This window comes from Klebsiella sp. M041, from assembly GCF_059759695.1.
The window spans coordinates 1-23,700 of record NZ_JCAXWU010000020.1; the positions used below are offsets into that span (position 1 = coordinate 1).

Consider the following 23,700-nt stretch of genomic DNA (forward strand, 5'->3'; position numbering starts at 1 on the left):
AGCGCTGAACAAAATGACGAAAGCAGGTATGCCTGAAAGCGTGCGTATTGCCTGAAAACACAACCCGCTACGGGGGAGACTTACCCGAAATCTGATTTATTCAACAAAGCCACTGGCAGGATATCTGATAGTAGCTTTCGTTCTCTTCATTGGGATTGTCGAGGGTGATAATAATGACATTTTTTACCACCAGGTCGATGGTGATCTCGCCATATTCCGCCAGCATCAGTACGGCATTTTTCAGCAATGCGTTATGACTGAGAAATTTCAGGTTCGGCGTTTTGGTCATCAGCGCGCAACCGCCGTCCGAAATGTCTTTGATGTCGAAAAGATAGTTTTCGCCATTTTTATGGCGCCCGCGGCAATAAAAGTCATGCTCATGGCGTAAACGAAAGCGGGGATCGCGGCGACGCTGCACGACCTGCAGGCATTCAGGTAAGGAAAAGGCGTAGCGGATACCTTTATCGACACCGCTATTGTCATGTTTTGTCAGGGCTGCATTAAACTCTATTTTCCCTGAATCGCTATGCAGTAGAAAACGAATTTTATGACCCGGTGGGATTTTGCGATGGGTCTGAATATGGAACTCGGCAAAGTCCACGCGCGTCAGTTGGGTTATGATACTGGTGTTGTTAAAAAATATTTCAATTTCAGTACGTTTGCGCAACTCCTCTCTGAAAATAGCAATAATTTCATACTTACTGGTCTTTATCGTTCCCTCTGTCATAGGCTTCCCTTGTAAATAGTTGTCGTGAGGCGTTTGATTTTTCTTATAGCAATAGCAACATTCTGATTGGGTTAATCAGATGTTTTTATGAGCGTTTGATGTTATTGACTATCTTTGCAGCCAGATTGATATGTATAAACTTGGAATTCGATATTGTGTTTCCTGTAATCAAGAGTTTCAAATTTTGGTCATGACAAAAACGACAACGGCCTCCAAGCTGGAGACCGGTCGAAGGAAAAAAACTTAAGTTTAATTAACGGGGATAATGAGAAAACGATCGTCGATCATGCCCCATTTGTAGGATCTATAGTGCCAGCAGTATTGAGGTTTTTCCAGGCAAATATTGAGGAGGGAAGTCGTTCCCTCCATTTGGCCTGAGGGGTCAGGGATGCGCGCGATTGGCGATATTATCCAGGATGCGTAGCGCATCTGCTGGCAGAACCAGTCCGGCGGCGGCAATATTTTCCGCCAGGTGCGTGCGGGATGAGGTGCCGGGGATCAGCAGAATATTGGGCGCGCGCTGGAGTAGCCAGGCGAGGGCGACCTGCATCGGTGTCGCCTCAAGCGAGGCCGCGACCTCGTTCAGCTCCTGCGCCTGCAGCGGGGTAAAACCGCCCAGCGGGAAGAAGGGAACCCAGGCGATGTGCTGGGCGGCCAGCGCATCCACCAGCGCGTCGTCGGCGCGATGGGCAATGTTATAGAGGTTTTGCACGCAGACGATAGGCGTCATTTTCTGTGCATCCGCCACCTGCTTTGCCGTCACGTTGCTAAGGCCAATATGGCGGATCAATCCTCGCTCCTTCAGCTCCAGCAGGGTGGCGAGCGGCGCCTCCAGCGACCCTTCTACCGGGCCGTGGGAGCTCAGCATACTGCGCAGGTTCACCACCTCCAGCACGTCGAGCCCCAGGTGACGCAAATTGTCCTCGACGGCCTGGGTCAGTTCAGCGGGCGACATGGCCGGCAGCCAGTTGCCTTTCTCGTCACGGCGGGCGCTGACCTTGGTGACAATGCACAGATCGTCGGGGTAGGGGTGGAGCGCTTTGCGGATCAGCTGATTGGTCACATGGGGGCCATAGAAATCCGAGGTATCGATATGGTTTACCCCGGCTTCGACGGTGGCCTGCAGCACGCGCACCGCTTCTTCTGGATCTTTCGGCGGGCCGAAAACGCCGGGGCCGGCCAGCTGCATGGCGCCGTAACCCAACCGATAGACCTGGCGATCGCCGAGCGTGCCGCGACCGGATAAGATGACACTGGACATAGGAACTCTCCTCACGGTGGCTAAGCCGTAAGTGTAATGCGCTCACAAGGAAGGGAAGGGCGAGAATGTTGTCAGAATGTGCGACAGCGGCTCAGGCAAGCCGCTGTCGCCGGAGGCGGATTAGCCGAAGAACATCACGGAGACGCAGAGCAGGCCGACCACCAGAGTGATGGCATTCCCAACCGAGCGATACGGCTTCAGCGCCGGGATAAGCCAGGTTGACAGCGTGGGCATGATAAACAGGATCATGGCGATAAGCGGTCCGCTGATGGCGTAGATCATCGAGATCGCATTCGGGTTGATAAAGCACACCGCAAAGGTGAAGGCGGAGACCAGCATAATCGACATCGCGCGGTTGAAGGCGCGGCTCTTGCGCACGCCCACCAGGCCCAGTGAGCTTTTGACGATTTCGCTGGCGCCTTCAATGACCCCGAAGTAGGTGCCGAGAAAGGATTTCGACATGGCGACCACGGCGACGATAATGCCGGTCACCGCCAGCCAGCCCGGCGCACCCGGCACCATCGACAGGGCGGAGAGGATGGTCACCCCCTGATCGCGGGCGGTCTCAATATAGGTCGCCGGGATGGCCAGCAGGCAGCTGAAGACGAAAAACAGCACGCTGGCGCAGATGATGGTATAGGCCACCTTCATGATTTTTTTGCATTTACCCATGGCCAGGTCGCCGTGTTTCTCCTGCTGGTCGATAGCAAAAGTCGAGATGATCGGCGTATGGCTAAAAGCGAAAACCATCACGGGTATGGAGATCCAGACCTGGTGGAGTGTCTGCGAGCTGAACTGCATCTGGCTGGTGAGATGTTCCGGATGCCAGTCGCGAATTAAATAGAGGGAGAGAAACAGAAAGCAGGCGATGAGCGGGAAGACCAGAAAGCCCATCACCTTGATGGTGATCTGCCGGCCCATGAGAAAGATCAGGTTAAGGACCAGCACCACGCCAAGACTCAGCAGCGCGCGTAGCGCAGGCGTCATCGGCGTGTGATGCGCCACCTGCTCGGCCAGCGAGTTGGTGATGGCCACGGCGTAGATCAGCACGACCACAAAGAAGGCGAGGAAATAGAGGCCGGTGATCAGGTTGCCAATTTTCTTACCATAGTAGTGATTGACAGCGCCGGTGATCCCGGTTCCCGGCGCGATATTGGCCGAGAGAATAAACTGGCTCAGCGCTTTGTGAGGCCAGTAGGTGAGCGGCCAGGCGACCAGCGCGGTGATGAAAAGGACGATGGCGCCAGCCGAACCCAGCTGGATCGGTAGAAATAGCGTCCCAGCGCCTACTGCAGTGCCATATAAGGCAAAACTCCATAGAGTTTCTTCTTTAGACCAAATTTTAGACATTATGCGACTTTATCAACCGTCAAACCAAAAAAAAGGAGTGCAATTTACCATATTTATGGTTCATCTGTTGCGATAGTTTTTGGTGATAAAGTCGCGGCGGATCGCGAAGGATCCGCCGCGGGGCTAGCCGCGTGCCGCCTGGCGCGGGCGGCGGTGACGGATCACGCGCTCGCGCAGGGTGTCCCAGACCCAGTTAAACGCCATGGTGTAGGGCAGGAAGAAGAGCATGAAGCCGATCTCCAGCATAAACGCCTGCAGCAGCGATACCCCCAGCACGATAGCCACCATGGTGACGCCGATGATAACAAAGCCGGTCTCGAAGCCGATCGCGTGCAGCGCCCGCACTTTCAGCCGGCGGGGGACGCGGGAGACCGGCCACAGGCGATCGAAAGCCGCGTTATAAATGATGTTCCATACCATCGCCAGGGTGGCGAGCAGAATGCTCAGCCCGCCCATCTCCACCACCGAACGCTGCATCAGCCAGGCGGCGGTGGGGGCGAGGATCAGCGTCGCCAGTCCTTCGAAGGTGATGGCGTGGATAACGCGTTCGGTGAGCGTCTTGCGCTGATGTGGGGTCTGTTGCATGGCGAGCTACCTCCAGTTTTAGCCTGAACAGGAAATTACCCGGCAGTTTATGGAAAAATATGATAAACAAAAGATAGAAACCATCGATAAAGTAGATACATCATGCGTTATTCACCGGAAGCGTTAACCGCCTTTGTCGAGGCCGTTGACAGCGGGTCGTTCTCCGCCGCCGCCCGTCGCCTGCGGAAAAGCCAGTCGACGATCAGTACCGCTATCGCCAACCTGGAGGCTGACCTCGGGGTGACCCTCTTCGATCGGGCAACGCGGCAGCCGACGCTGACGCCGCAGGGGGAGCAGGTGCTGAGCTATGTCAAAGCGATCCTCGCCGCCAGCGAGCGGCTGGATGAGCTGGCGGTGTCGCTGTCCGGCGAGACGGAGCCGCGACTGACCTTTGTGCTCTCGGACACCCTGCACCCGGACGTGCTGGAAGATCTGCTGGTGCAGTTTGACCGCCGCTTCCCTCATACCGAGTTTGAGTGTTTGATTGGCGAAGATGAGGACGTGATCGATCTCCTGCAAAAATCCCGCGCCCAGGTGGGATTGATTGAGGCGAGAGAGCGCTACCCGACCGATATCGGCAGCACCCGCCTGCCGCTGCAGACGGCGATGGGCATTTACGTGGCGCCTGACCATCCGCTGGCGGCGCAGGGCAAGGTTGTCTGGGATGAGCTGCGCAGCTGGCGCGAGCTGCGTTTGAGCACCTTTCTGGCCAGCGCCACGGAGCCTGCCGCCGGGCAGGTCTGGTCGGCGCCAAACTACCTGCTGCTGCTCAGCATGGCGGTGCAGGGCTTCGGCTGGTGCATTCTGCCCTGCGCCCTGGTGGCGGAGTTTGCGCCGCAGGGCGGGCTGGTGGCGCTCGATATCCCCGGCTGGCCGCGGGCGATTTCGGTGGATCTGCTGTGGAATAAGAAAGCGCCGCCCGGGGCGGCGGGCAGCTGGCTGCGTCAGCATCTGCAGCGGCGTGAACGTTAACAAATGGCTAATTCTTTGTGATTGGCCTCACTTTTTTTAAACAATTACAAAGTTTTTTGATAACAATTATCTAGTATATCGCTGTTTCTTTGCGCAAAAGCACGGGCAGGGGTAGAGGATGAAGGATGTCGTGATCGTCGGGGCGCTGCGAACGCCGATTGGCTGCTTTCAGGGCGCGCTATCGCGCCATTCAGCCGTCGAGCTGGGTAGCGTGGTGGTGAAGGCGCTGGTGGAGAAGACGGGAATCGATCCGCAGAGCGTGGATGAGGTGATCCTCGGCCAGGTGCTGACCGCGGGAACCGGGCAAAACCCGGCCCGTCAGTCCGCTATTCGCGGCGGGTTGCCCAACACGGTATCGGCTATCACCATTAACGACGTCTGCGGTTCCGGTCTGAAAGCCCTGCACCTCGCCACCCAGGCCATCCAGTGCGGGGAGGCGGACGTGGTTATCGCCGGCGGCCAGGAGAACATGAGCCGCGCTCCGCATGTCCTCACCGACAGCCGCACCGGCGCCCAGCTGGGCAACAGCCAGCTGATTGACAGTCTGGTCCATGATGGCCTGTGGGACGCCTTCAACGATTACCATATGGGCGTCACGGCGGAAAACCTCGCCCGGGAATACGGCATCAGCCGCGAACTGCAGGACGCCTGGGCGCTCAGCTCGCAGCATAAGGCGCGCAAGGCGATTGATTCCGGACGCTTTCGCGATGAGATTGTCCCGGTCGTTACCGAGCATAACGGCGCGCCGCGCACCGTAGATACCGATGAACAACCGCGGGTGGATGCCAGCGCGGAAGGGTTGGCCAGCCTGCAGCCTGCCTTCGATCGTCTCGGATCGGTGACCGCCGGCAACGCTTCCAGCATCAATGACGGCGCGGCGGCGGTGATGATGATGAGCGAGGCGAAAGCCGAGGAGCTGGGGCTGCCGATCCTCGCGCGGATCCGCGCTTTCGCCAGCGTCGGCGTCGATCCGGCGCTGATGGGCATCGCCCCGGTGCACGCCACCCGCCGCTGTCTGGAACGGGCCGGCTGGCGGCTGGACGACGTCGATCTGATCGAAGCCAATGAGGCCTTTGCCGCTCAGGCTATCTCCGTTGGCCGGGTACTGGAGTGGGATGAGCGACGGGTCAACGTCAACGGCGGCGCGATCGCCCTCGGCCACCCGATCGGCGCCTCCGGCTGCCGGATTCTGGTGTCGCTGGTGCATGAAATGATCAAGCGCGATGCGCGTAAAGGGCTGGCGACGCTGTGCATCGGCGGCGGTCAGGGCGTGGCGCTGGCGGTAGAGCGCGCGTAGCGCTGAATGTCGATTTCCATGGCCTCCTGCGGGAGGCCTTTTTTATGCGCCGCGCTTTGCCGACCCTCCTCTTTTTTGCCGTATTTCCCTTCTCCCCATCGTCAATTTATTGAGCTCCGTCACGTCTTGTTGTGCCACCTTTTTTGAAACAAATAACTACGATCCTGGTCACTAAAACTGAGGTGCTTAAAAAATAAAATAACGTTTCATAAAAACGAAATGTCATTTTATTTATTATAAGGGGTACCCTATGTTAAAACGATCTCTGGTTCTGGCCGCCCTCTGCGGTATGTCTTTTGCGGCAACTGCGGTCACGATAGATTTACGTCATGAATTTATTGATGGCGGCAAGAGCGATAAAAGCAATGCCGACCGCGTCTCGGTATCCCACCGCTTCGCCAACGGGCTAGGCTTTACCGTGGAGGCCAAATGGCGTTCAGGCGGCGACAACGGGTCGCAACCCTATTCGGACGTGGTGGGCAACGGCCATGAAGACACCATCAGCTGGCGCTGGAAAGCGACGTCGAACCTTTTCCTCACCCCCGGGTTTACCATAGAGAGCAACGACAGCCGCTCCATTTACAAGCCGCATCTGCACGTACAGTACAGTTTCGACAATGGCTTCTATGTCGCCGCTCGCTATCGCTATGAGTACACCCGCTATCCGAACGATGCCGGTAAAGATGATGACAAGGTGAATCGCGGCGACGCGTGGGCCGGGTTTGCCCTCGGCGACTGGCGCACCGAGCTGAACTATGTCTATGCCCGCAGTTCGGAAGGGGTGAACCGCAACGACAACAAACCCTACTCACAGGAATATAACGTGAAGGTAGCCTATAAGCTGGATAACAACTGGTCGCCGTATGGTGAAATCGGCAACGTCGGCGTGAATGACCGCAGCGATCGCCAGACCCGTTTCCGCGTCGGGGTGGCCTACTCGTTCTGATTTCCGCCAGACCCTCATCGTCTCTTTTCCCCGGCGCCGTCAGCCGGGGTTTTTTATGCGCCAAAGCGAGGGAACAAAAAAAGCCCTCCGCAAAGGAGGGCAAGGCCAGTTACAGAAAAACGTTCGCCGGGCTCAGGCGCTCAGCATCGGCGGATGGTCAGGTAATTTCGCGATATAGATGGCCGGCTTGCCGTCTTTATCGGAGCTGAACAGAATGGCGCTGTCATCCGGCGTAAACGAGGGGTGCGGGTGAGTCACCTGCCGGCTGTTGGCCACTGTCGCCCACGAGGTATCATGGCGCGCGACGCGGAAGTAGCGCTTCTCCGCCACGTTAAAGACGTAGAGATAAGGATCGTTATCAATGGAGTAGCCGCCGGTATCTTTGACATCGACCGGCGTGCCCGATCCATCGCCCACCAGCAGCGTGCCGTCGAAATTGCTCATCAGATGCGAGCAGGCGGGCATCGTCATCAGGGCCTCGTTGACGCCGCTTTCCGGATCAAAGCGATAGATCGTCCGCCCCTGCTGGCCTTTCAGATAGGAGACGTAGATCAGCGCTGAACCGTCCGGTACCCAGAATTCATGGGTGCAGCTTTCGCCTGGGGCATGCGCTTTGACTTTACGCACGTTGCTGCCATCTTCATTGACCAGCCACATGCGGGCGTCAACCAGATCGTGCGGCCCTTCATGGCAGAAGGCGACGGTATGGTCGTCGAAGGGACGATAGATCGGATGTCCCAGCCAGATTTTTTCCTCATGGATCACCTGGCTCTCACCGCTGCGCAGGTCGACGCGCAGCAGGCGGCAGTGCGGTCCTTTGTGGAAGAAGTCATGAAAAATCTGCCAGTCGTTGAGCGGCGTCCAGTCGCTTTTCGCAATCTCAATGCCTACCAGTTTGCTGCAATCGCTGTTCGCCACCCAGGTGCCATAGCCGACCCACTCCTCGCTGACGCGGTAAACTTCACGCTCGGCGAGGGTGGTGAGGTTCACCTCCAGCAGGGTACGGTCATTTTTCACGTAATAGAGCGACTTATCGTCCGGGGAGAGGAAGCCGCCGAAGGTGTTATCCCCGGCGCCTTCCGTCAGCTGGACGGCTTCGGCGCTGGCGATATTCAGCAGATAGTAGTTCCAGTGGCCGTCAAACTCGCCGGCGAACAGTAAATGGCTGCCATCGTTAAAAAAGCACTTCTGATAGAAGTAGTTGCGATGACAGGTGACCTCCGGGGGGGTTAAGCGGGTGACTTCCGCCCCGGTATCCGGATCGCGGCTGACGTGATAGTTCAGTTTGACCCGCATGCCTTTAGCCATGTAGTGCTCCTTTCTTTCCTGCGATGCCGCTGGACCAGAGGCGTGTCGCTGAGTGATGTGTTTTAAAAGATGGGTGTTAATTTATCAAAATAATGTTTCATTATTTGTGATGTCTCACGCAGTTCAGCGCAATTCTCGCATCCTCCACGGCCTGCTGGCCCCACTTCGACCGTCTCTCCAGACAACCGGTTGAATCATCATTCTTTTAAAACCGCTTCCTGTCCGGCGCGGGTTGCCGCATCCGTTCGCTTTTTCTTTTTTTGTAATCGACGTCATAAAAAATGAAACGACGTTTTAAATATCATTGAAAATGACAGGGGGTGGGGCTAAGATGGCACCCATTAGTAAAACGGAACTCTGTTTTATTTTTATGATGGGCTATGCCCGTGAGTTCGCCCTACGCTCAGTCGCGCCGCCGGCGCGAGCCGGGCCGAGAGAACCTTGCCTGCATACTGCAGGCTCTGAACGACTAAGGAACACATTATGATTCTTGATGCATTCTCCCTGCAGGGAAAAGTGGCCGTCGTGAGCGGATGCGATACCGGTTTAGGTCAGGGGATGGCCCTCGGGCTGGCGGAAGCGGGCTGCGATATTGTCGGTATCAATATTGTCGAGCCGGTGGAAACCATCGAGCGGGTGACGGCGCTGGGACGCCGCTTTCTTAGCCTGACCGCCGACCTGCGCCAGATCGACGGTATCCCCCAGCTGCTGGAGCGGGCGGTGGCGGAGTTTGGCCATATTGATATTCTGGTCAACAATGCCGGCCTCATCCGCCGCGAGGACGCGCTGGCGTTCAGCGAAAAGGACTGGGACGATGTCATGAACCTCAACATCAAGAGCGTATTTTTCATGTCCCAGGCGGCGGCGAAGCACTTTATCGCCCAGGGCAGCGGCGGGAAGATCATTAACATCGCCTCGATGCTGTCATTCCAGGGCGGGATCCGTGTGCCGTCGTATACCGCGTCCAAAAGCGCGGTGATGGGCGTCACCCGCCTGCTGGCCAACGAGTGGGCTAAACACCATATCAATGTCAACGCCATCGCCCCGGGGTATATGGCGACCAATAACACCCAGCAGCTGCGCGCTGACGAGCAGCGCAGTAGCGAAATCCTCGACCGCATTCCCGCCGGGCGCTGGGGCCTGCCGTCCGACCTGATGGGGCCGGTGGTCTTCCTCGCTTCCCCAGCCTCCGATTACATCAATGGCTACACGGTGGCGGTGGACGGCGGCTGGCTGGCGCGCTAACCGTCGGCGACGGCCGGCGCGACACTCATCGCCCCGGCCGTCTGAGCAATTATTGTCCATACCGTAAAATGAGGATCGTCCATATTCCATAGTGCAGAATGAATGTTACCGCCCTGTATGGACAGGGTTATTAACTAGGCGAAACGAATTTTTTGTTACTTTGAAAGTTTAATGTCCATCACAAAACCCATCTTGCCAGCAAAATAGTCCATATCTTTGGCGTATCCAGCCTGACAAACTCCTCCGCCAGTCACGTACTTTCGTCCTATGTCTTTCTCTGTGTGGCAGGAATAAAAATGACTTCAATCAGTAACGACTCTGCATTAACGCCGCGGGCGCAACGTGACACCCGGCGGATGAACTGGTTTGTTTCTATCGCCGCGGCGGTGGCGGGGTTGCTCTTTGGCCTGGATATCGGCGTGATATCCGGGGCGCTGCCCTTTATAACCGACCACTTCACCTTATCCAGCCAGCTTCAGGAGTGGGTGGTCAGCAGCATGATGCTGGGGGCGGCGATAGGCGCGCTGTTTAACGGCTGGCTGTCGTTCCGCCTTGGCCGCAAATACAGCCTGATGGCGGGGGCCGTGCTTTTTGTCGCCGGCTCTATCGGCTCCGCTTTTGCCGCCAGCGTGGAAGTGCTGCTGGTGGCCCGCGTGGTGTTGGGGGTGGCCGTTGGGATCGCCTCTTATACCGCGCCGTTGTACCTCTCCGAAATGGCCAGCGAGAACGTGCGCGGAAAAATGATCAGTATGTATCAGCTGATGGTGACCCTCGGCATTGTGCTGGCGTTTCTTTCCGATACCGCCTTCAGCTACAGCGGTAACTGGCGCGCCATGCTGGGCGTGCTGGCGCTGCCGGCGGTGATCCTGATCGTTCTGGTCGTCTTTCTGCCGAACAGCCCTCGCTGGCTGGCGGAGAAAGGGCGCCATATCGAAGCGGAAGAGGTGCTGCGGATGCTGCGCGATACCTCGGAGAAGGCGCGCGATGAGCTTAACGAGATCCGCGAAAGCCTGAAGCTGAAGCAGGGCGGTTGGGCGTTGTTCAAGGTCAATCGTAACGTGCGCCGGGCGGTGTTCCTTGGCATGCTGCTGCAGGCGATGCAGCAGTTCACCGGCATGAACATCATCATGTACTACGCCCCGCGTATTTTCAAAATGGCGGGCTTTACCACTACCGAACAGCAGATGATCGCCACCCTGGTGGTGGGCCTGACCTTTATGTTTGCCACCTTTATCGCGGTGTTCACGGTGGATAAAGCGGGCCGCAAGCCGGCGCTGAAAATCGGTTTCAGCGTGATGGCGCTGGGCACCCTGGTGCTCGGCTACTGCCTGATGCAGTTCGACAATGGCACCGCCTCCAGCGGCCTCTCCTGGCTTTCCGTCGGCATGACCATGATGTGTATTGCCGGGTATGCGATGAGCGCGGCGCCGGTGGTGTGGATCCTCTGCTCCGAGATCCAGCCGCTGAAATGCCGCGACTTCGGCATCACCTGCTCCACCACCACCAACTGGGTGTCGAACATGATCATCGGCGCCACCTTCCTGACGCTGCTTGACGCGATCGGCGCCGCCGGGACCTTCTGGCTCTACACGGTGCTCAACGTGGCCTTTATCGGCGTCACCTTCTGGCTGATCCCGGAAACCAAAAATGTCACCCTCGAGCACATTGAGCGCAACCTGATGGCGGGCGAGAGGCTGCGCAACATCGGTAACCGTTAATGTGAGGCGCGCGGCAGCCACGGGCTGGCGACCTTGCGCGTCTCCCGATGGTTGTCGCCGTGAATGATATGCAGGGCGCTCAGGCGCCCGATGTCGTAGTGCGGCAGCTGCACCGTGGAGAGCGGCGGCAGAAACAGATCGCCAATGCCCACCATATTGTCGTATCCCACCACCGCCACGTCCTGTGGAATGTGTAACCCCTGGCCCAGCAGCGTCTGATAGACCATAAAGGCGATGCGATCGTTGCCGCAAATCACCGAGTCAAAGCCGGGTTTACCCTCGCGGATATGCGCCATCACCACCCCCGGAATATCGTGGTAATGCTCATCGCCTTGGGCCATATACGAGTGGGTCAGGCTGTCCGGTTCGATGCCCGCCTCCCGGCAGGCGCGCTCCAGCCCCTGACGGCGGCGGATTGTCGCCAGCTGGCTGGCGGGTAAGTGCAGGCACAGCGGACGACGATAGCCCGCGGCAAGCAGGGCTTTTACCGCGTCGTACTGACCCTGTTCATCGTCCGGGATATAGCTGGCCACCGGCTGGCTGAGGCTTTCGCAGTTGGCCAGCACGCAGGGCAGGGTCAGCAGTTTGTCCGGCAGCGGCACCTGGCGCAGGCCCATGGTGGTAAAGATAATGCCGTCCGGACGGTGGGAGAGGAGCAGGTCGACCACCGCTTCCGGCCGATCGTCGGAAAACATGTTGACCACAAAGCTGTTCCAGCCGTGGGCGCGGGCGGTCTCTTCGATCGAGAGGGTGATCTCCACCGAAAAGGGGGTGGTGACGGTATCCAGCGCCAGCACGCCGATGGTGCTGGGGGTGGCCCGCGCCCCGCGGATCTTTTTCGCCGACAGGTCGGGGACATAGTTGGTTTCGGCGATGGCGGCCTGCACGCGCGCCAGCGTCTCCGGCTTGAGCCGCTCCGGGGTGTTCAGCGCCCGAGAGACGGTCATCAGAGATACATTCGCCAGTTTTGCTACATCTTTCAGGGACGCCATTTTTTCCTCCGCCATAGCTGCAGAGTACAGGCTATACAACTAAGTCGCTGATGTAAAAGCGTGAAACGATTTTATGCTAGCCTCGTCCTCCACGCTGCCGCGGTTAATATTTGATCGCGATCGCATCTTCATTATGTTAACGTTAACTTTTGTGATTAACATCATGTATCGCAGCGAATCCCCCTGCGCTTTGTTTTTTGTTAACGTTACCATAATTGCATTCCTCTAACACGAGAATGTCATGATGAAAGCGCATCACTCACACAGCTACCCGTTGCTCAGTGCCTTACTGTTTTTCTTTTTCGTGACCTGGTCGTCATCCGGCTCCTTGCTCTCCATCTGGCTGCACCAGGAGGTCGGGCTGAAGGCCGGCGATACCGGTATCATCTACGCCGTTCTGTCGGTTTCCGCGCTGTTTGCGCAAGTTTGCTATGGCTTTATCCAGGATAAGCTGGGGCTGCGCAAACATCTGCTCTGGTATATCACCGCGCTGCTGATCCTCTCCGGTCCGGCGTATCTGCTGTTCGGCCATCTGCTGAAAATTAACGTCCTGCTGGGCAGCATCTTCGGCGGGATCTACATCGGCTTGACCTTTAACGGCGGCATTGGCGTGCTGGAATCCTATACCGAGCGCGTGGCGCGCCAGAGCCAGTTTGAATTCGGCAGGGCGCGGATGTGGGGCTCGCTGGGCTGGGCGGTGGCCACCTTCTTCGCCGGTCTGCTGTTTAACATCAATCCGCAGCTTAACTTCCTCGTCGCCAGCTGTTCCGGACTGGTGTTTTTTATCCTGCTGGCGCGGCTGCGCGTCTCCTCGGCGCCGCATGCGATGCAGGAGGCGGTTTCGGGCGGCAAGGTGACCCTGGAAGATGCGCTGCGCCTGCTGACGCTGCCGCGCTTCTGGGCGCTGGTCTTCTTCGTCATCGGCACCTGCATCTACGGCGTCTATGACCAGCAGTTCCCGGTCTATTTCTCATCGCAGTTCGCGACCCTGCAGGAAGGCAATGAGATGTATGGCTACCTCAACTCCTTCCAGGTGTTCCTCGAGGCGGCCGGCATGTTCTGCGCGCCGTGGCTGGTGAACCGCATCGGCGCCAAAAACGGTCTGATTTTCGCCGGCATGGTGATGGCGATGCGCATGGTGGCCTCCGGCCTGGTGGAGGGGCCGCTGCTGATCTCCATCACTAAACTGCTGCACGCAGTGGAGCTGCCGATACTGCTGGTGGCTATCTTTAAGTACAACAGCATCAACTTCGATAAACGCCTCTCCTCCACCCTCTATCTGGTGGGCTTCGCCTGCACCAGCTCGATTATCGCCAGCGTTTTGTCGCCGCTGGCGGGCTACAGCTATGAAAAATATGGCTTCGCTCAGTCCTATCTGATCATGGGCCTGCTGGTGTTCTGCACCACCTTTATTTCCATCTTCTTGTTGCGCTCCGGCAAATCCTCCGCCGATCCGCTGGTGTCGCAACCTACCGCTGTCTGAATCAAAAAGAGTGAAAATGATGACTTACACAATCTCCAGGGCTGAACAGGTACTCCAGACACAACGCCAGGCGCTCAATCTGCGCTGGTATCCGCACTATCACCTGGCGGCCCGCGCCGGGTGGATCAACGACCCAAACGGTCTGGTGTGGTTCGACGGCTGGTACCATGCCTTTTATCAACATCACCCGTACTCCACTCAGTGGGGGCCGATGCACTGGGGGCACGCGCGGAGTAAGGATCTGGTGCACTGGGAGCATCTGCCGGTGGCCCTGGCGCCGGAGGGGCCGGAGGATAAAGACGGCTGCTTCTCCGGCTCGGCGGTGGTCGATGGCGATACCCTGGCGCTGATTTACACCGGGCATAAATTCCACGGCGATCCTGGCGACGAAGCCAATCTGTATCAGGTACAGTGTCTGGCCACCAGCCGGGACGGGATCCACTTCGAGCGCCAGGGGATGGTGGTCGACACCCCGCCGGGTATGCACCACTTCCGCGACCCGAAGGTCTGGCGGGAAGGAGACAGCTGGTACATGATCGTCGGCGCGCGCGAAGGCGACACCGGCCAGGTGCGGCTGTACCGCTCAGCCGATCTGCGCCAGTGGCAGGATGTGGGGGTGCTGGATGAAGCGGAAAGCGCCATGGGCTATATGTGGGAGTGCCCGGACTTCTTCACCCTCAACGGCAAACGCGTTCTGATGTTTTCCCCGCAGGGGATGCAGGCTGAGGGGTTCCGCAACCGCAACCTGTTCCAGAGCGGCTATCTGATCGGCGAGTGGCAGCCGGGGCAGCGATTCGTCCGCCACGGCGAGTTCAGAGAGATGGATCACGGCCACGATTTCTATGCGCCGCAAAGCTTCGCCACCCCCGATGGCCGGCGGATCGTGATTGGCTGGCTGGATATGTGGGAATCACCGCTGCCGGAGCAGCAGGACGGCTGGGCGGGCATGCTCTCCCTGCCGCGCGAGCTGAGCCTGAGCGCGGATAACCGCCTGCAGATGCGCCCGGCGAAAGAAGTGGAGAGTCTGCGCGGCGCCTGGTTCCCGTGGCCGGTAAGCACCCTGAACAATCAGCAGACCACGATGGTCGACAACTGCGAGGCGATGGAGGTGAACCTGCGCTGGAACTGCGCCCGCAGCAGCGCCGAGCAGTATGGTCTGCGCTTTGGCGATGGCCTGCGCCTCTACGTGGATGCCCAGCAACAGCGTCTGGTGCTGGAGCGGCATTATCCGCAGCATGGCCTGTGCGGGACGCGCAGTGTGCCGTTGACCGCGGGGGCGGATCTCAATCTGCGGATATTTTTCGATAGCTCTTCGGTGGAGGTGTTTGTCAATGACGGCGAAGCCTGCCTGAGCAGCCGTATCTATCCGCAGGCTCCCCGCCGTGAATTAGCGTTATTTGCCTGGAGCGGCTCAGCGGCATTAACTGAAGCCGGAGCCTGGCAGCTCGAATAATAATAAGGCTGTTGTCGTTAATAACCCGTCTTTGACGATGGGCGGGTTATTATTGCCTGCATCGTCGTGCATTACCCATTAATAACAAATTTAGTTCATTCCATAATAAAAGGGTTTACCGATGAATAAAATCTGGGTCGGGTGTTTTCTCACGTCTCTCTCTCTGCCACAGGCGATGGCGCAGGCGCCGTTATCGCTGGAGGATCGGCTGGCGCAAATGGAGCAGCGGCTGAAGGCGACGGAGGCGCGCGCCGCCAGCGCAGAGGCGGAGATTAAGACGCTGAAAGGCCAGCAGCAGGCCACGACGGTCGCCCGCGCGGCGCCGGCTACGCCGCGCCTGCAGCTAAACGACAATGGCGAATTAAAATTTTATGGCGATGTCGAATTTAACCTTGATGGCGCCAGCCGCACCGGTAGCCTGACGTCGGTCAAAACCAGCGCGAATAAAAGCTGGGCGCCCGGTGATAAAGAGCGTTGGGATATTAATGGCCGTATTCTGCTGGGTTTCGATGGCCGACGTAATGGCGCCGACGGGAAATATGCCGGATTCAGTGTGCAGCCCCTGGCGGATATGGATGGCAAAATGAATCTCGATGATGCGGTATTTTTCTTTGGTCAGCAGGATGACTGGAAAATAAAAATAGGCCGCTTTGAAGCCTGGGATATGTTCCCCCTGAATCAGGATACCTTTATTGAATATTCAGGAAATACCGCCAACGATCTCTATTCCGACGGCTATGGCTATATTTACATGATGAAAGAGGGGCGCGGGCGCAGCAGCAGCGGCGGCAACCTCCTGTTCAGCAAAACGGTGGATAACTGGTATTTCGAGGTGAACACCCTGGTGGAGGATGGCAGTTCGCTGTTTGTCGATCAGAACTATCACGGTAATGCGCTGGAAAACCGCAAAAACGTGGTGTACGTGCGGCCGGTGGCGGTGTGGCAGTCCGGCGCGTGGTCGGCGGCGGCGGCGATAGAGAGCAACCTCGTCAACAACGCCTACGGCTATCAGAACCAGGGCGGGCGCTGGGTCGACCAGTCAAACCGTACCGGCTACGGGATGACCATGAGCTGGAACACCCTGAAAAGCGATCCGCAGGACGGGGCGGTGGTCAATCTGAGTACCGCCCTGCTGGACGCGGCGGACGAAACCGACTTCAGCGCCGGGATCAACGCCCTGTGGCATCGCGTGGAGCTGGGCTATATCTACGCGCATAACAAAATCGACCAGTTCAACATGGCCGGGGTGAGCAGCGAGTGCGATGACGACTGCGCAATCCTCGCGCCGGGGCGCTATGACATCCACACCGTGCATACTTCCTGGCAGTTGCCGAATATTATGGCGATGCCGAACTTCAATATTTACCTTGGCGCCTACGCCTCGTGGCTCGATTCCACGGCAGCGAAGAGTGGGAATCCCGATGAACGCTACGGCGCCCGGGTGCGCTTTAAATATTTCTTCTGACAGGATACTCAGGCAGGCTCTCCCGCGGCGGACGCCGCGGGAGGTTTCCGACGGGCAGGTTAGCGCATCGCGCGGCGCAGAATGCGGTCGGTCTGGCGCTGGAAGTCCTCGGCCGCTTCTTCCACCGACTTTTTACCGTAGTCGATGTACTGCAGGGTGGTGCCGAACTGGGCGACGATCTGCGGGTCGTCGAAGTACGGCGAGACCGGCAGAGTGGTGGGCAGGGATTGCGCCAGCTTCAGACCGGACACCGCCGGATCGTCGGCTTTGATGATCCCGTCTTCGGTCAGGTAGGTAACCGCCGCTTTACTCAGCGGCACGCCGCGCTCCAGTCCGAGAATATCCACCCCTTCTTTACTGTTCAGCAGGAAGTTAATCACTTTCGCCGCCGCCTGCGGGTTTTTCGTCGATTTGCCAATCGACAGCATTTGCGCAGGCTTGAAGAACAGTCCGGCATCGGTGGCCCCGGGGAGCATCGGGTATTCCCCCAGCACCAGCTTCGCCGGCGGCTTGAGGTTGTCGGAGTATTTGTTGATGGTGGAGTTCCACATGTAGGTCCCGCCCCATTCACCCTGGATCCACGGCTTCATCTCGTACATGTTGCTCTTGCCGAAGGAGGCATAGTAGCGGGTGTCCGGCATGACATGGCTGTCGATAAGCTTCTTATACATGCCGAAGAAGTCCGCCCACTGCGCTTTGCTGTAGGAGAATTTGCGTCCTTTCTCATCGATGGCCGGCTGGTTGTATTTTTGCACCATGTAAGAGTTGAGCAGGGCCAGCACGTCCTGGTGCTCAAGCACCACCGGGTAGTACTGTTTCCCGAGTTTGCTTTCGAAAGTTTTCCCCGCCGCCAGCAGTTCATCCCAGGTTTTCGGGAAGGGGATGCCCGCCTTTTTCCACGCTTCGTCGTTAAAGTAGAAGACCCGGGCGGTGACCGACACCGGGATGCCGTTGAGCTTGCCATTGACCGTGGTGGACTGCAGCTCTTTGGCGTCGAACTGGCTGAGATCGATCTCGTCTTTCAGAGTGTTGAGATCGTAAAAACCCTCGCCATTTTTCGAAAAAATCGGCAGCCAGTTCCAGTTGGTCTGCATCACGTCAGGCTCGGTGCCGCCGGCTATCTGGGTGGTCAGGCGCGAAAGATGGCCGTCCCAGCCGGTATATTCCGCTTTGACATTGATATCGGGATATTGCTGGTGAAAAGCCTCCAGCGCCTTGAGAGTCACCTGATGGCGGCCATTGCCCCCCCACCAGGACATACGCAGGTCGACATCCTGCGCCAGCGAGGAGAAGGCGCTAAGGCCCAGGGTGGCGGAGAGGGTGGCGCTTATCAGCACGTTTTTCATTGTTATGCTCCAGGGTTCACAGAGAGAGGTTCTGTTCGGTTTTGGCGTCAAAGATGTGACACTTGTTAAGATCAAAGGTGAAATAGACTTTTCGATTCAGTCCCTTAGCTATCATCGGCTTCGCATCGTCCGACGGCACGCGAGCGGTCAGCTCGTAGCCCGCGACCTGCAGATAGACAAAGAACTCATGGCCCATGTTTTCCACCCGCACCATCTCGCCCATGCAGCCGCCTTCGGCGAACGGCGCGTCGGAGAGCGACACGAATTCCGGGCGGACCCCGTAGAACACCTCCTGATGCTGATACGCGCCGACTTTCTCCGCCAGACGGTCGTTCAACGGCAGGCGCTGGTCGCCAAGGGTCAGGCACAGGCGGCCGTCGTGCTCAACCAGCTGGCTGGGGCGAATATTCATCTCCGGCGCGCCGATGAAGCCGGCGACAAACATATTTTTCGGCTGGTGGTAGAGGTTGTCCGGGGTATCGACCTGCATAATGTGGCCGAGCTTCATCACGCAGATGCGGTCGCCCATGGTCATCGCTTCCGTCTGATCGTGGGTAACGTAGACGGTGGTCGCCGGTTTACCGGATTTTTTCAACTGCTTATGCAGATCGGAAATGCGGATGCGCATCGAGGCGCGCAGCTTGGCGTCCAGGTTGGAGAGCGGTTCGTCGAACAGGAAGACGTCCGGTTTTTTGACGATCGCCCGGCCCACCGCCACGCGCTGCGCCTGGCCGCCGGAGAGCTGGCGCGGCAGACGTTCCAGCAGCTCCTCCAGTTCAAGAATTTTCGCCGCTTCCTCCACCTGCCGATCAATCTGCGCCTTGGGCAGCTTGCTCAGCTTCAGGCCGAAGGCGAGGTTTTCTCTTACCGTCATATGCGGATAGAGGGCGTAGTTCTGGAACACCATCGCGATACCACGGGATTTAGGCGCCAGGTTGTTGACGATCTTATCGCCGATCCGCACCTCGCCGCCGCTGATGGTCTCCAGACCCGCCAGCATGCGCAGGGTGGTCGATTTGGCGCAGCCGGAAGGGCCGACGATCACCATAAATTCGCCATCGGCAATCTTCAGGTCGATACCATGCACCGCTTTAAACCCGTTTGAGTAAACTTTTTCCAGTTTGTTGAAAATCACTTCAGCCATGATATTTCCCTCTTAACCTTTGATTCCGCTGCTGGTCACGCCCTGCACGAAGTAGCGTTGAGCCAGGAAGAAGACGATGATGGACGGCAGAATGGAGATGCTCGCCATTGCCAGAATTTCGTTCCACGGCGCGCCTTCCGTGACGTCGATAGACATTTTTAGCGCCAGCGCGATGGGATACTTATCGACGCTGTAGACGTAGATCAGCGGACCGATAAAGTCGTTCATCGACCACATGAACTGGAACAGCGCCACCGAGATAATGGCCGGCTTGAGGATCGGCACTACCACATACCACAGCACCTGGATGGAGTTGCAGCCGTCGATCTGCGCCGCCTCTTCCATATCGCGCGGGACGCCGCGCAGAAACTGGATCAGCATGAAGACAAAGAATCCCTGGGTGGCGAAGGCCAGCGGCAGATACAGCGGCAGATAGCTGTTCAGCATCCCCATTTCACGGAACATCAGGTACTGCGGGATCAGCAGGACGGTGCTCGGCAGCAGCATGGTGGTGATGAGCGTCGCGAACCAGAACTTCTTCCACGGGATCTCAAAGCGTGCGAAGCCGTACGCCACAATGGTGGAGGAGATGATCGTTAACACGACCTTCGGGATCACATACTTAAAGGTGTTCAGCATATAGTGGCCGAAATGGTATTCGGTGCCGGTCTTCCAGCCGTTGATGAACCCGTCCCAGGTGGCGTGAGTCGGCCACAGCCCGAGGGTGGTGAAGATCTCATGGTTCGGCTTGAACGAGGCGGAGAACATCCACGCCAGCGGGTAGAGCATCAGCAGGCCGACGAACACCAGCACGACGTAGCGCACCACCCGGCTCACCTTTTCCCGGCGCAGCGTACGGGCCACCTCACGATCGGCGTCGCTCATCACCGGCGCCATCTGTTGAATATCAGCCATTTTTGCCTCCCTTATCGGCGGAATAGAAGACCCAGTATTTCGATGACTTAAAGGCTATCGACGCAAAGACCGCCACGACGAGGAACAGCACCCACGCCAGCGCGGCGCCATAGCCCATGTCGAAGTACTTAAAGGCGGTATCGTAGATGTAGAGCGAGAACAGGTAGGTGTAATAGGTCGGGCCGCCGCCGGTTATCACGTACGGGCCGGTAAACTCCTGGAACGCCTGGGTGGTCTGCATAATAAAGTTGAAGAAAATCACCGGGGTGATCAGCGGCACGGTGACCTTCATAAACATCTGCCACTTCGAGGCGCCGTCGATCATCGCCGCCTCATACTGCGACTGCGGGACGTTCTGCAGCGCGGCGAGGAAGATGACCATCGCGGAACCAAACTGCCAGACGCGCAGCAGGGTGACTGACATCAGCGCCAGCGAGGGTTCCCCCAGCCAGTTGATGGCATCGATGCCAAAGACGGCGAGAAAACTGTTCAGCAGGCCGTCAATGGCGAACAGGGCGCGCCACAGCACGGCAATCGCCACCGAGCTGCCAAGGATCGACGGGATATAGTAGGCGGTGCGGAAAAAGCCGATACCGCGCAGTTTGAAATTGAGCACAAAGGCAATGCCGAGGGCGAAAGCCAGTTTTAAGGGGATGGTTAAAAAGACGTAGGCAAAGGTCACCCCCATTGATTTCCAGAACAGGCTATCCTCGGTCAACATATAGCGATAGTTTTCAATGCCGTTAAATACCGGCGGACTCATCAAGTCGTACTCAGTAAAACTGAGAAAGAAAGATGAAACAAAAGGAAAAGCGGTAAAGACAATCAGCCCGATGATATAGGGCGATATCCATGCCAATCCCAGCAGCTTGTTTTCATTCATACATACCTACCTGGCTTACGAGTTGTAATACGGATCCGGTGACGCGGCGCTGTCGGCCTTTGGCCGCGAACCACGCAAAAAAGTCTGAACGCTTCCTCTGGTTAACATATCCTTGTTAATGAATGGGTTAGGTTTTAACTGGCCCAGCGTGGAGGGGCCGTCAGGCTCTTTTTTTTATGCTGATCTGTTTTTTATAAAACACCGTTTTAATTTCATTTTATTGCGATTTATTTCCGCGTCATGCAGATCTGGATGGAAATGTGATCAAAGTCGAAACGATGTTTCAAAAAGGTGAGGTGGTAAGCATTTTAGGCGTTTGTGAGGGGCTGAAAAGTATGAAATATCAGCGTAAGCGAGGCGGGGAATATTATTATCAGGGTAATGATTTTGCTGGTATATTTTATTCGAAGGTACAGATAGATAACCGGGGGCGGCAAGCGCCCCCCGACAGGGATTAACCCTGGAGGAAATCTTCGCGGATGGGGGTAAAGGTATCGAGCAGCGTGCCGGGCTGCAGACAGACGCAGCCGTGCATGATCCCCGGCTGCTTGTACAGCGTATCGCCAGCGCTGACGACGCGCGTCTCCTCGCCGATGGTGAATTCGAACTCGCCGGAGAGCACGTAGGTGAGCTGTTCGTGAGGGTGGTTATGCATTGGGCCGACGGCGCCGGCGGCAAAATTTACCTCCACGGCCATCATTTTGCCGTCATGGGCCAGAATGCGGCGGGTTACGCCATTGCCAAGGTCTTCAAGGGTGGTGTCTTTATGGAAAATAAACATCTGCCGATCCTGTTGTTAAAATGAAACATTGTTTCACTTAAGTTATCTCACTCTTCATGAAAAAGAAATACGCGGCCAGAGAAGTGGAAAGTTGATCACAAGTTTGTTTCACTGGCAGAAACAACATAAGGAGCAAAAGATGAAAACCATTGGCCTGTTAGGCGGCATGAGCTGGGAGTCAACGATCCCTTACTATCGCCTGATTAATGAAGGTGTGAAGGCGCGACTGGGCGGGCTGCACTCCGCCAGACTGGTGTTGCATAGCGTCGATTTTCACGAGATTGAAGCCTGTCAGTCCACCGGCGACTGGGATCGCGCCGGCGCGATCCTTGCCGACGCCGCGGTTGGGCTGCAGCAGGCGGGCGCCGAGGGCATTGTCCTGTGCACTAACACCATGCACAAGGTGGCGGATGCCATCGCCGCCCGCTGCCAGGTTCCCTTTCTGCATATCGCCGACGCCACCGGAAGGGCGATTGCCGCCAAGGGCCAGCGGCGGGTCGCGCTGCTGGGCACCCGCTATACCATGGAGCAGACCTTTTACCGGGGTCGTCTGCAGGCGCAGTTTGCCATCGAGACGCTGATCCCCGAGGCCGACGATCGGGCGCGGATCAATCAGATCATTTTCGACGAACTCTGTCTCGGCACCTTCAGCGAGGCGTCGCGGGATTATTATCTGCAGGTGATTGCCGCCCTGGCGGAGCAGGGGGCGGAAGGGGTTATTTTCGGCTGCACGGAAATTGGCCTGCTGGTGCCTGCCGAGCTCAGCCCGCTGCCGGTCTTTGACACCGCGGCGATCCACGCTGAGGACGCGGTCAACTTTATGCTCTCTGCAGAACCGACGCCAGCGGCGTGAGGATCTGCGGCAGACTCTGCTGCAGGTGCGTCACGAAGGCGTCGACCAGCGCCGATCGCGGGCGATGGAGCGGGCGGATCAGGCTGACGGTAAACGGCACTTCGACGCTGAAGCGGCGCACCACCACGCCGCTATCGGCATAGTCCAGGGCGGTCAGCGGGTTAACCACCGAGATCCCGGCGCCGGCGCGCACCATGGCGCAGATCGAGGCCGCGCTGTGGGTTTCGACCACCATCCGCCGCTTGACCTGATGCTCAAGGAACAGGGCGTCGAGCAGCTGGCGATAGCTGTCGGTGCGCGACAGGCTGATGTAGTTCTCGCCCTGAAAATCGGCGGGGGTCAGCGTCGTCTGCGCCGCCAGCGGATGGCCGGCGGGCAGCACGCAGACTTCATTCAACGTCAGCAGCGGGGTGCGTTCAGTGCCCGCGGGGGTATGCAGGGTCTCCGTCAGGCCAAGGTCATGGCGCTGGGCGGAGAGCCACTCCTCCAGCAGCGGCGACTCCTGGGGGACGATCTGCAGGCTGACCTCCGGGTAGCGGGCGAGGAACGGCGGCAACAGCAGCGGCAGAAAGGACTGGGAAAAGACCGGCAGACAGGCTATCGACAGCTCGCCCTGGTGGAACTCGCGCAGGCTCTCGGCGGCGCTGACGATGCGGTCCAGGCCGTACCAGGAACGCTGAACCTCCTCAAACAGGCGCAGGCCCTGCACGGTTGGCTGCAGGCGACCGCGGGTCCGTTCAAACAGCCGCAGGCCGAGCACCTTCTCAAAGCGCGCCAGCTCTCGGCTGACGGTGGGCTGGGAGGTATGCAGCATCCGCGCGGCTTCGGTCAGGTTGCCGGTGGTCATCACCGCATGAAAGATTTCGATATGACGCAAATTGACGGCTGGCATGCGGTCTCCCTGAGGCTCGGCTGGAACTATATCATTTTTGCATAGAGTCGCGATAAAACGATATTTTTTATTCGTCCGGCGCTG

At 57.8% G+C, this 23,700-nt stretch carries 22 protein-coding genes and 1 pseudogene; 11 read left to right on the forward strand and 12 right to left on the reverse strand.

The features are described from left to right. Positions 1-109: 109 nt before the first annotated feature. The 4 genes and pseudogenes from mrkH to AC6CWS_RS21780 all read right to left on the reverse strand — a co-directional run. Positions 110-727 (reverse strand): annotated as a pseudogene (gene mrkH, locus AC6CWS_RS21765) (transcriptional activator MrkH); the annotation flags it as partial. A gap of 382 nt (positions 728-1,109) precedes the next feature. Continuing rightward, positions 1,110-1,988: an aldo/keto reductase family oxidoreductase gene (locus AC6CWS_RS21770; protein WP_065882119.1), complete on the reverse strand. Its 879-nt coding sequence runs from the start codon at positions 1,986-1,988 to the stop codon at positions 1,110-1,112. A 120-nt stretch (positions 1,989-2,108) separates the two neighbouring features. Beyond that, entirely contained in the window at positions 2,109-3,338 is a 1,230-nt protein-coding gene (locus tag AC6CWS_RS21775) for an amino acid permease (protein WP_065882118.1), read from the reverse strand. A gap of 123 nt (positions 3,339-3,461) precedes the next feature. Continuing rightward, the gene (locus AC6CWS_RS21780; protein WP_017899256.1) at positions 3,462-3,923 is read right to left on the reverse strand and encodes a multidrug/biocide efflux PACE transporter; all 462 of its coding nucleotides are present in this window, start codon (positions 3,921-3,923) and stop codon (positions 3,462-3,464) included. 102 nt (positions 3,924-4,025) lie between these two features. Between AC6CWS_RS21780 and AC6CWS_RS21785 the strand changes: the two genes are divergently transcribed. From AC6CWS_RS21785 to ompK26, 3 genes are all read left to right on the forward strand, one after another. Continuing rightward, a complete protein-coding gene (locus AC6CWS_RS21785; protein WP_032453992.1) occupies positions 4,026-4,895 on the forward strand; it encodes a LysR family transcriptional regulator in 870 nt (289 codons plus the stop codon). Between the two features lie 118 nt (positions 4,896-5,013). Next, positions 5,014-6,192 (forward strand): acetyl-CoA C-acetyltransferase, encoded by a 1,179-nt coding sequence (locus tag AC6CWS_RS21790; protein ID WP_023290922.1) that lies wholly within the window; start codon positions 5,014-5,016, stop codon positions 6,190-6,192. A gap of 250 nt (positions 6,193-6,442) precedes the next feature. Beyond that, entirely contained in the window at positions 6,443-7,138 is a 696-nt protein-coding gene (gene ompK26, locus AC6CWS_RS21795) for a KdgM family porin OmpK26 (RefSeq protein WP_004205398.1), read from the forward strand. A gap of 132 nt (positions 7,139-7,270) precedes the next feature. On the opposite strand, the gene AC6CWS_RS21800 is transcribed toward ompK26, so the two are convergent. Then, positions 7,271-8,446, reverse strand: a complete 1,176-nt coding sequence (locus AC6CWS_RS21800) for an oligogalacturonate lyase family protein (protein ID WP_032453989.1) — start codon at positions 8,444-8,446, stop codon at positions 7,271-7,273. 483 nt (positions 8,447-8,929) lie between these two features. On the opposite strand from AC6CWS_RS21800, the gene kduD reads away from it, so the two are divergent. Together kduD and araE are read left to right on the forward strand one after the other, a co-directional pair. Continuing rightward, positions 8,930-9,691, forward strand: coding sequence for a 2-dehydro-3-deoxy-D-gluconate 5-dehydrogenase KduD (gene kduD / locus AC6CWS_RS21805; protein ID WP_023290920.1), 762 nt, complete (start codon positions 8,930-8,932; stop codon positions 9,689-9,691). 296 nt (positions 9,692-9,987) lie between these two features. Beyond that, positions 9,988-11,409, forward strand: a complete 1,422-nt coding sequence (araE, locus tag AC6CWS_RS21810; protein ID WP_065882116.1) for an arabinose-proton symporter AraE — start codon at positions 9,988-9,990, stop codon at positions 11,407-11,409. On the opposite strand, the gene AC6CWS_RS21815 is transcribed toward araE, so the two are convergent. Then, positions 11,406-12,401 (reverse strand): LacI family DNA-binding transcriptional regulator, encoded by a 996-nt coding sequence (locus AC6CWS_RS21815; RefSeq protein ID WP_065882114.1) that lies wholly within the window; start codon positions 12,399-12,401, stop codon positions 11,406-11,408. The genes araE and AC6CWS_RS21815 overlap by 4 nt on opposite strands. A gap of 94 nt (positions 12,402-12,495) precedes the next feature. Here AC6CWS_RS21815 and AC6CWS_RS21820 point away from each other — a divergent pair, with 94 nt between their 5' ends. From AC6CWS_RS21820 to AC6CWS_RS21835, 4 genes are all read left to right on the forward strand, one after another. After that, entirely contained in the window at positions 12,496-12,630 is a 135-nt protein-coding gene (locus tag AC6CWS_RS21820) for a hypothetical protein (protein ID WP_032429210.1), read from the forward strand. A 12-nt stretch (positions 12,631-12,642) separates the two neighbouring features. Then, positions 12,643-13,884 carry an MFS transporter gene (locus AC6CWS_RS21825; RefSeq protein WP_023290917.1) on the forward strand — a complete coding sequence of 414 codons (1,242 nt, stop codon included), beginning with the start codon at positions 12,643-12,645 and terminating at the stop codon, positions 13,882-13,884. Between the two features lie 19 nt (positions 13,885-13,903). Next, on the forward strand, positions 13,904-15,337 hold the full coding sequence (locus tag AC6CWS_RS21830; RefSeq protein WP_032429209.1) for a glycoside hydrolase family 32 protein: 1,434 nt from the start codon (positions 13,904-13,906) through the stop codon (positions 15,335-15,337). Between the two features lie 121 nt (positions 15,338-15,458). Then, on the forward strand, positions 15,459-16,802 hold the full coding sequence (locus AC6CWS_RS21835; RefSeq protein ID WP_023290915.1) for a carbohydrate porin: 1,344 nt from the start codon (positions 15,459-15,461) through the stop codon (positions 16,800-16,802). A gap of 59 nt (positions 16,803-16,861) precedes the next feature. Here the strand turns inward: AC6CWS_RS21835 and AC6CWS_RS21840 are convergent, their stop codons facing one another. Genes AC6CWS_RS21840 through AC6CWS_RS21855 form a run of 4 tightly spaced genes read right to left on the reverse strand, consistent with a single transcriptional unit; the run spans position 16,862 to position 21,090 of the window. After that, positions 16,862-18,148: an ABC transporter substrate-binding protein gene (locus AC6CWS_RS21840; RefSeq protein WP_032453986.1), complete on the reverse strand. Its 1,287-nt coding sequence runs from the start codon at positions 18,146-18,148 to the stop codon at positions 16,862-16,864. Positions 18,149-18,164: 16 nt separating this feature from the next. Further along, positions 18,165-19,292 carry an ABC transporter ATP-binding protein gene (locus AC6CWS_RS21845; RefSeq protein ID WP_017899248.1) on the reverse strand — a complete coding sequence of 376 codons (1,128 nt, stop codon included), beginning with the start codon at positions 19,290-19,292 and terminating at the stop codon, positions 18,165-18,167. Positions 19,293-19,304: 12 nt separating this feature from the next. Further along, positions 19,305-20,207: a carbohydrate ABC transporter permease gene (locus tag AC6CWS_RS21850; RefSeq protein ID WP_025711283.1), complete on the reverse strand. Its 903-nt coding sequence runs from the start codon at positions 20,205-20,207 to the stop codon at positions 19,305-19,307. After that, complete coding sequence (locus tag AC6CWS_RS21855; protein WP_002915995.1) at positions 20,200-21,090, reverse strand: carbohydrate ABC transporter permease; 891 nt, start codon at positions 21,088-21,090, stop codon at positions 20,200-20,202. Before AC6CWS_RS21855 ends, AC6CWS_RS21850 begins: the two co-directional genes overlap by 8 nt. Positions 21,091-21,350: 260 nt before the next feature. Between AC6CWS_RS21855 and AC6CWS_RS21860 the strand changes: the two genes are divergently transcribed. Then, positions 21,351-21,548, forward strand: coding sequence for a hypothetical protein (locus AC6CWS_RS21860; protein ID WP_065882110.1), 198 nt, complete (start codon positions 21,351-21,353; stop codon positions 21,546-21,548). On the opposite strand, the gene AC6CWS_RS21865 is transcribed toward AC6CWS_RS21860, so the two are convergent. Next, positions 21,545-21,871, reverse strand: a complete 327-nt coding sequence (locus AC6CWS_RS21865; RefSeq protein WP_023290912.1) for a cupin domain-containing protein — start codon at positions 21,869-21,871, stop codon at positions 21,545-21,547. The genes AC6CWS_RS21860 and AC6CWS_RS21865 overlap by 4 nt on opposite strands. A gap of 139 nt (positions 21,872-22,010) precedes the next feature. Here AC6CWS_RS21865 and AC6CWS_RS21870 point away from each other — a divergent pair, with 139 nt between their 5' ends. After that, the gene (locus tag AC6CWS_RS21870) at positions 22,011-22,724 is read left to right on the forward strand and encodes an aspartate/glutamate racemase (protein ID WP_023290911.1); all 714 of its coding nucleotides are present in this window, start codon (positions 22,011-22,013) and stop codon (positions 22,722-22,724) included. On the opposite strand, the gene AC6CWS_RS21875 is transcribed toward AC6CWS_RS21870, so the two are convergent. Continuing rightward, complete coding sequence (locus AC6CWS_RS21875) at positions 22,690-23,616, reverse strand: LysR family transcriptional regulator (protein WP_065882105.1); 927 nt, start codon at positions 23,614-23,616, stop codon at positions 22,690-22,692. The genes AC6CWS_RS21870 and AC6CWS_RS21875 overlap by 35 nt on opposite strands. Positions 23,617-23,700: the final 84 nt, after the last annotated feature.

What these genes read in the sequence shown, in the direction of transcription:
- AC6CWS_RS21770 (WP_065882119.1), bottom strand. Translation starts at nt 1,988, where the DNA reads ATGTCCAGTGTCATCTTATCCGGTCGCGGCACGCTCGGCGATCGCCAG.
- AC6CWS_RS21775 (WP_065882118.1), bottom strand. Translation starts at nt 3,338, where the DNA reads ATGTCTAAAATTTGGTCTAAAGAAGAAACTCTATGGAGTTTTGCCTTA.
- AC6CWS_RS21780 (WP_017899256.1), bottom strand. Translation starts at nt 3,923, where the DNA reads ATGCAACAGACCCCACATCAGCGCAAGACGCTCACCGAACGCGTTATC.
- AC6CWS_RS21785 (WP_032453992.1), top strand. Translation starts at nt 4,026, where the DNA reads ATGCGTTATTCACCGGAAGCGTTAACCGCCTTTGTCGAGGCCGTTGAC.
- AC6CWS_RS21790 (WP_023290922.1), top strand. Translation starts at nt 5,014, where the DNA reads ATGAAGGATGTCGTGATCGTCGGGGCGCTGCGAACGCCGATTGGCTGC.
- ompK26 (WP_004205398.1), top strand. Translation starts at nt 6,443, where the DNA reads ATGTTAAAACGATCTCTGGTTCTGGCCGCCCTCTGCGGTATGTCTTTT.
- AC6CWS_RS21800 (WP_032453989.1), bottom strand. Translation starts at nt 8,446, where the DNA reads ATGGCTAAAGGCATGCGGGTCAAACTGAACTATCACGTCAGCCGCGAT.
- kduD (WP_023290920.1), top strand. Translation starts at nt 8,930, where the DNA reads ATGATTCTTGATGCATTCTCCCTGCAGGGAAAAGTGGCCGTCGTGAGC.
- araE (WP_065882116.1), top strand. Translation starts at nt 9,988, where the DNA reads ATGACTTCAATCAGTAACGACTCTGCATTAACGCCGCGGGCGCAACGT.
- AC6CWS_RS21815 (WP_065882114.1), bottom strand. Translation starts at nt 12,401, where the DNA reads ATGGCGTCCCTGAAAGATGTAGCAAAACTGGCGAATGTATCTCTGATG.
- AC6CWS_RS21825 (WP_023290917.1), top strand. Translation starts at nt 12,643, where the DNA reads ATGATGAAAGCGCATCACTCACACAGCTACCCGTTGCTCAGTGCCTTA.
- AC6CWS_RS21830 (WP_032429209.1), top strand. Translation starts at nt 13,904, where the DNA reads ATGACTTACACAATCTCCAGGGCTGAACAGGTACTCCAGACACAACGC.
- AC6CWS_RS21835 (WP_023290915.1), top strand. Translation starts at nt 15,459, where the DNA reads ATGAATAAAATCTGGGTCGGGTGTTTTCTCACGTCTCTCTCTCTGCCA.
- AC6CWS_RS21840 (WP_032453986.1), bottom strand. Translation starts at nt 18,148, where the DNA reads ATGAAAAACGTGCTGATAAGCGCCACCCTCTCCGCCACCCTGGGCCTT.
- AC6CWS_RS21845 (WP_017899248.1), bottom strand. Translation starts at nt 19,292, where the DNA reads ATGGCTGAAGTGATTTTCAACAAACTGGAAAAAGTTTACTCAAACGGG.
- AC6CWS_RS21850 (WP_025711283.1), bottom strand. Translation starts at nt 20,207, where the DNA reads ATGGCTGATATTCAACAGATGGCGCCGGTGATGAGCGACGCCGATCGT.
- AC6CWS_RS21855 (WP_002915995.1), bottom strand. Translation starts at nt 21,090, where the DNA reads ATGAATGAAAACAAGCTGCTGGGATTGGCATGGATATCGCCCTATATC.
- AC6CWS_RS21865 (WP_023290912.1), bottom strand. Translation starts at nt 21,871, where the DNA reads ATGTTTATTTTCCATAAAGACACCACCCTTGAAGACCTTGGCAATGGC.
- AC6CWS_RS21870 (WP_023290911.1), top strand. Translation starts at nt 22,011, where the DNA reads ATGAAAACCATTGGCCTGTTAGGCGGCATGAGCTGGGAGTCAACGATC.
- AC6CWS_RS21875 (WP_065882105.1), bottom strand. Translation starts at nt 23,616, where the DNA reads ATGCCAGCCGTCAATTTGCGTCATATCGAAATCTTTCATGCGGTGATG.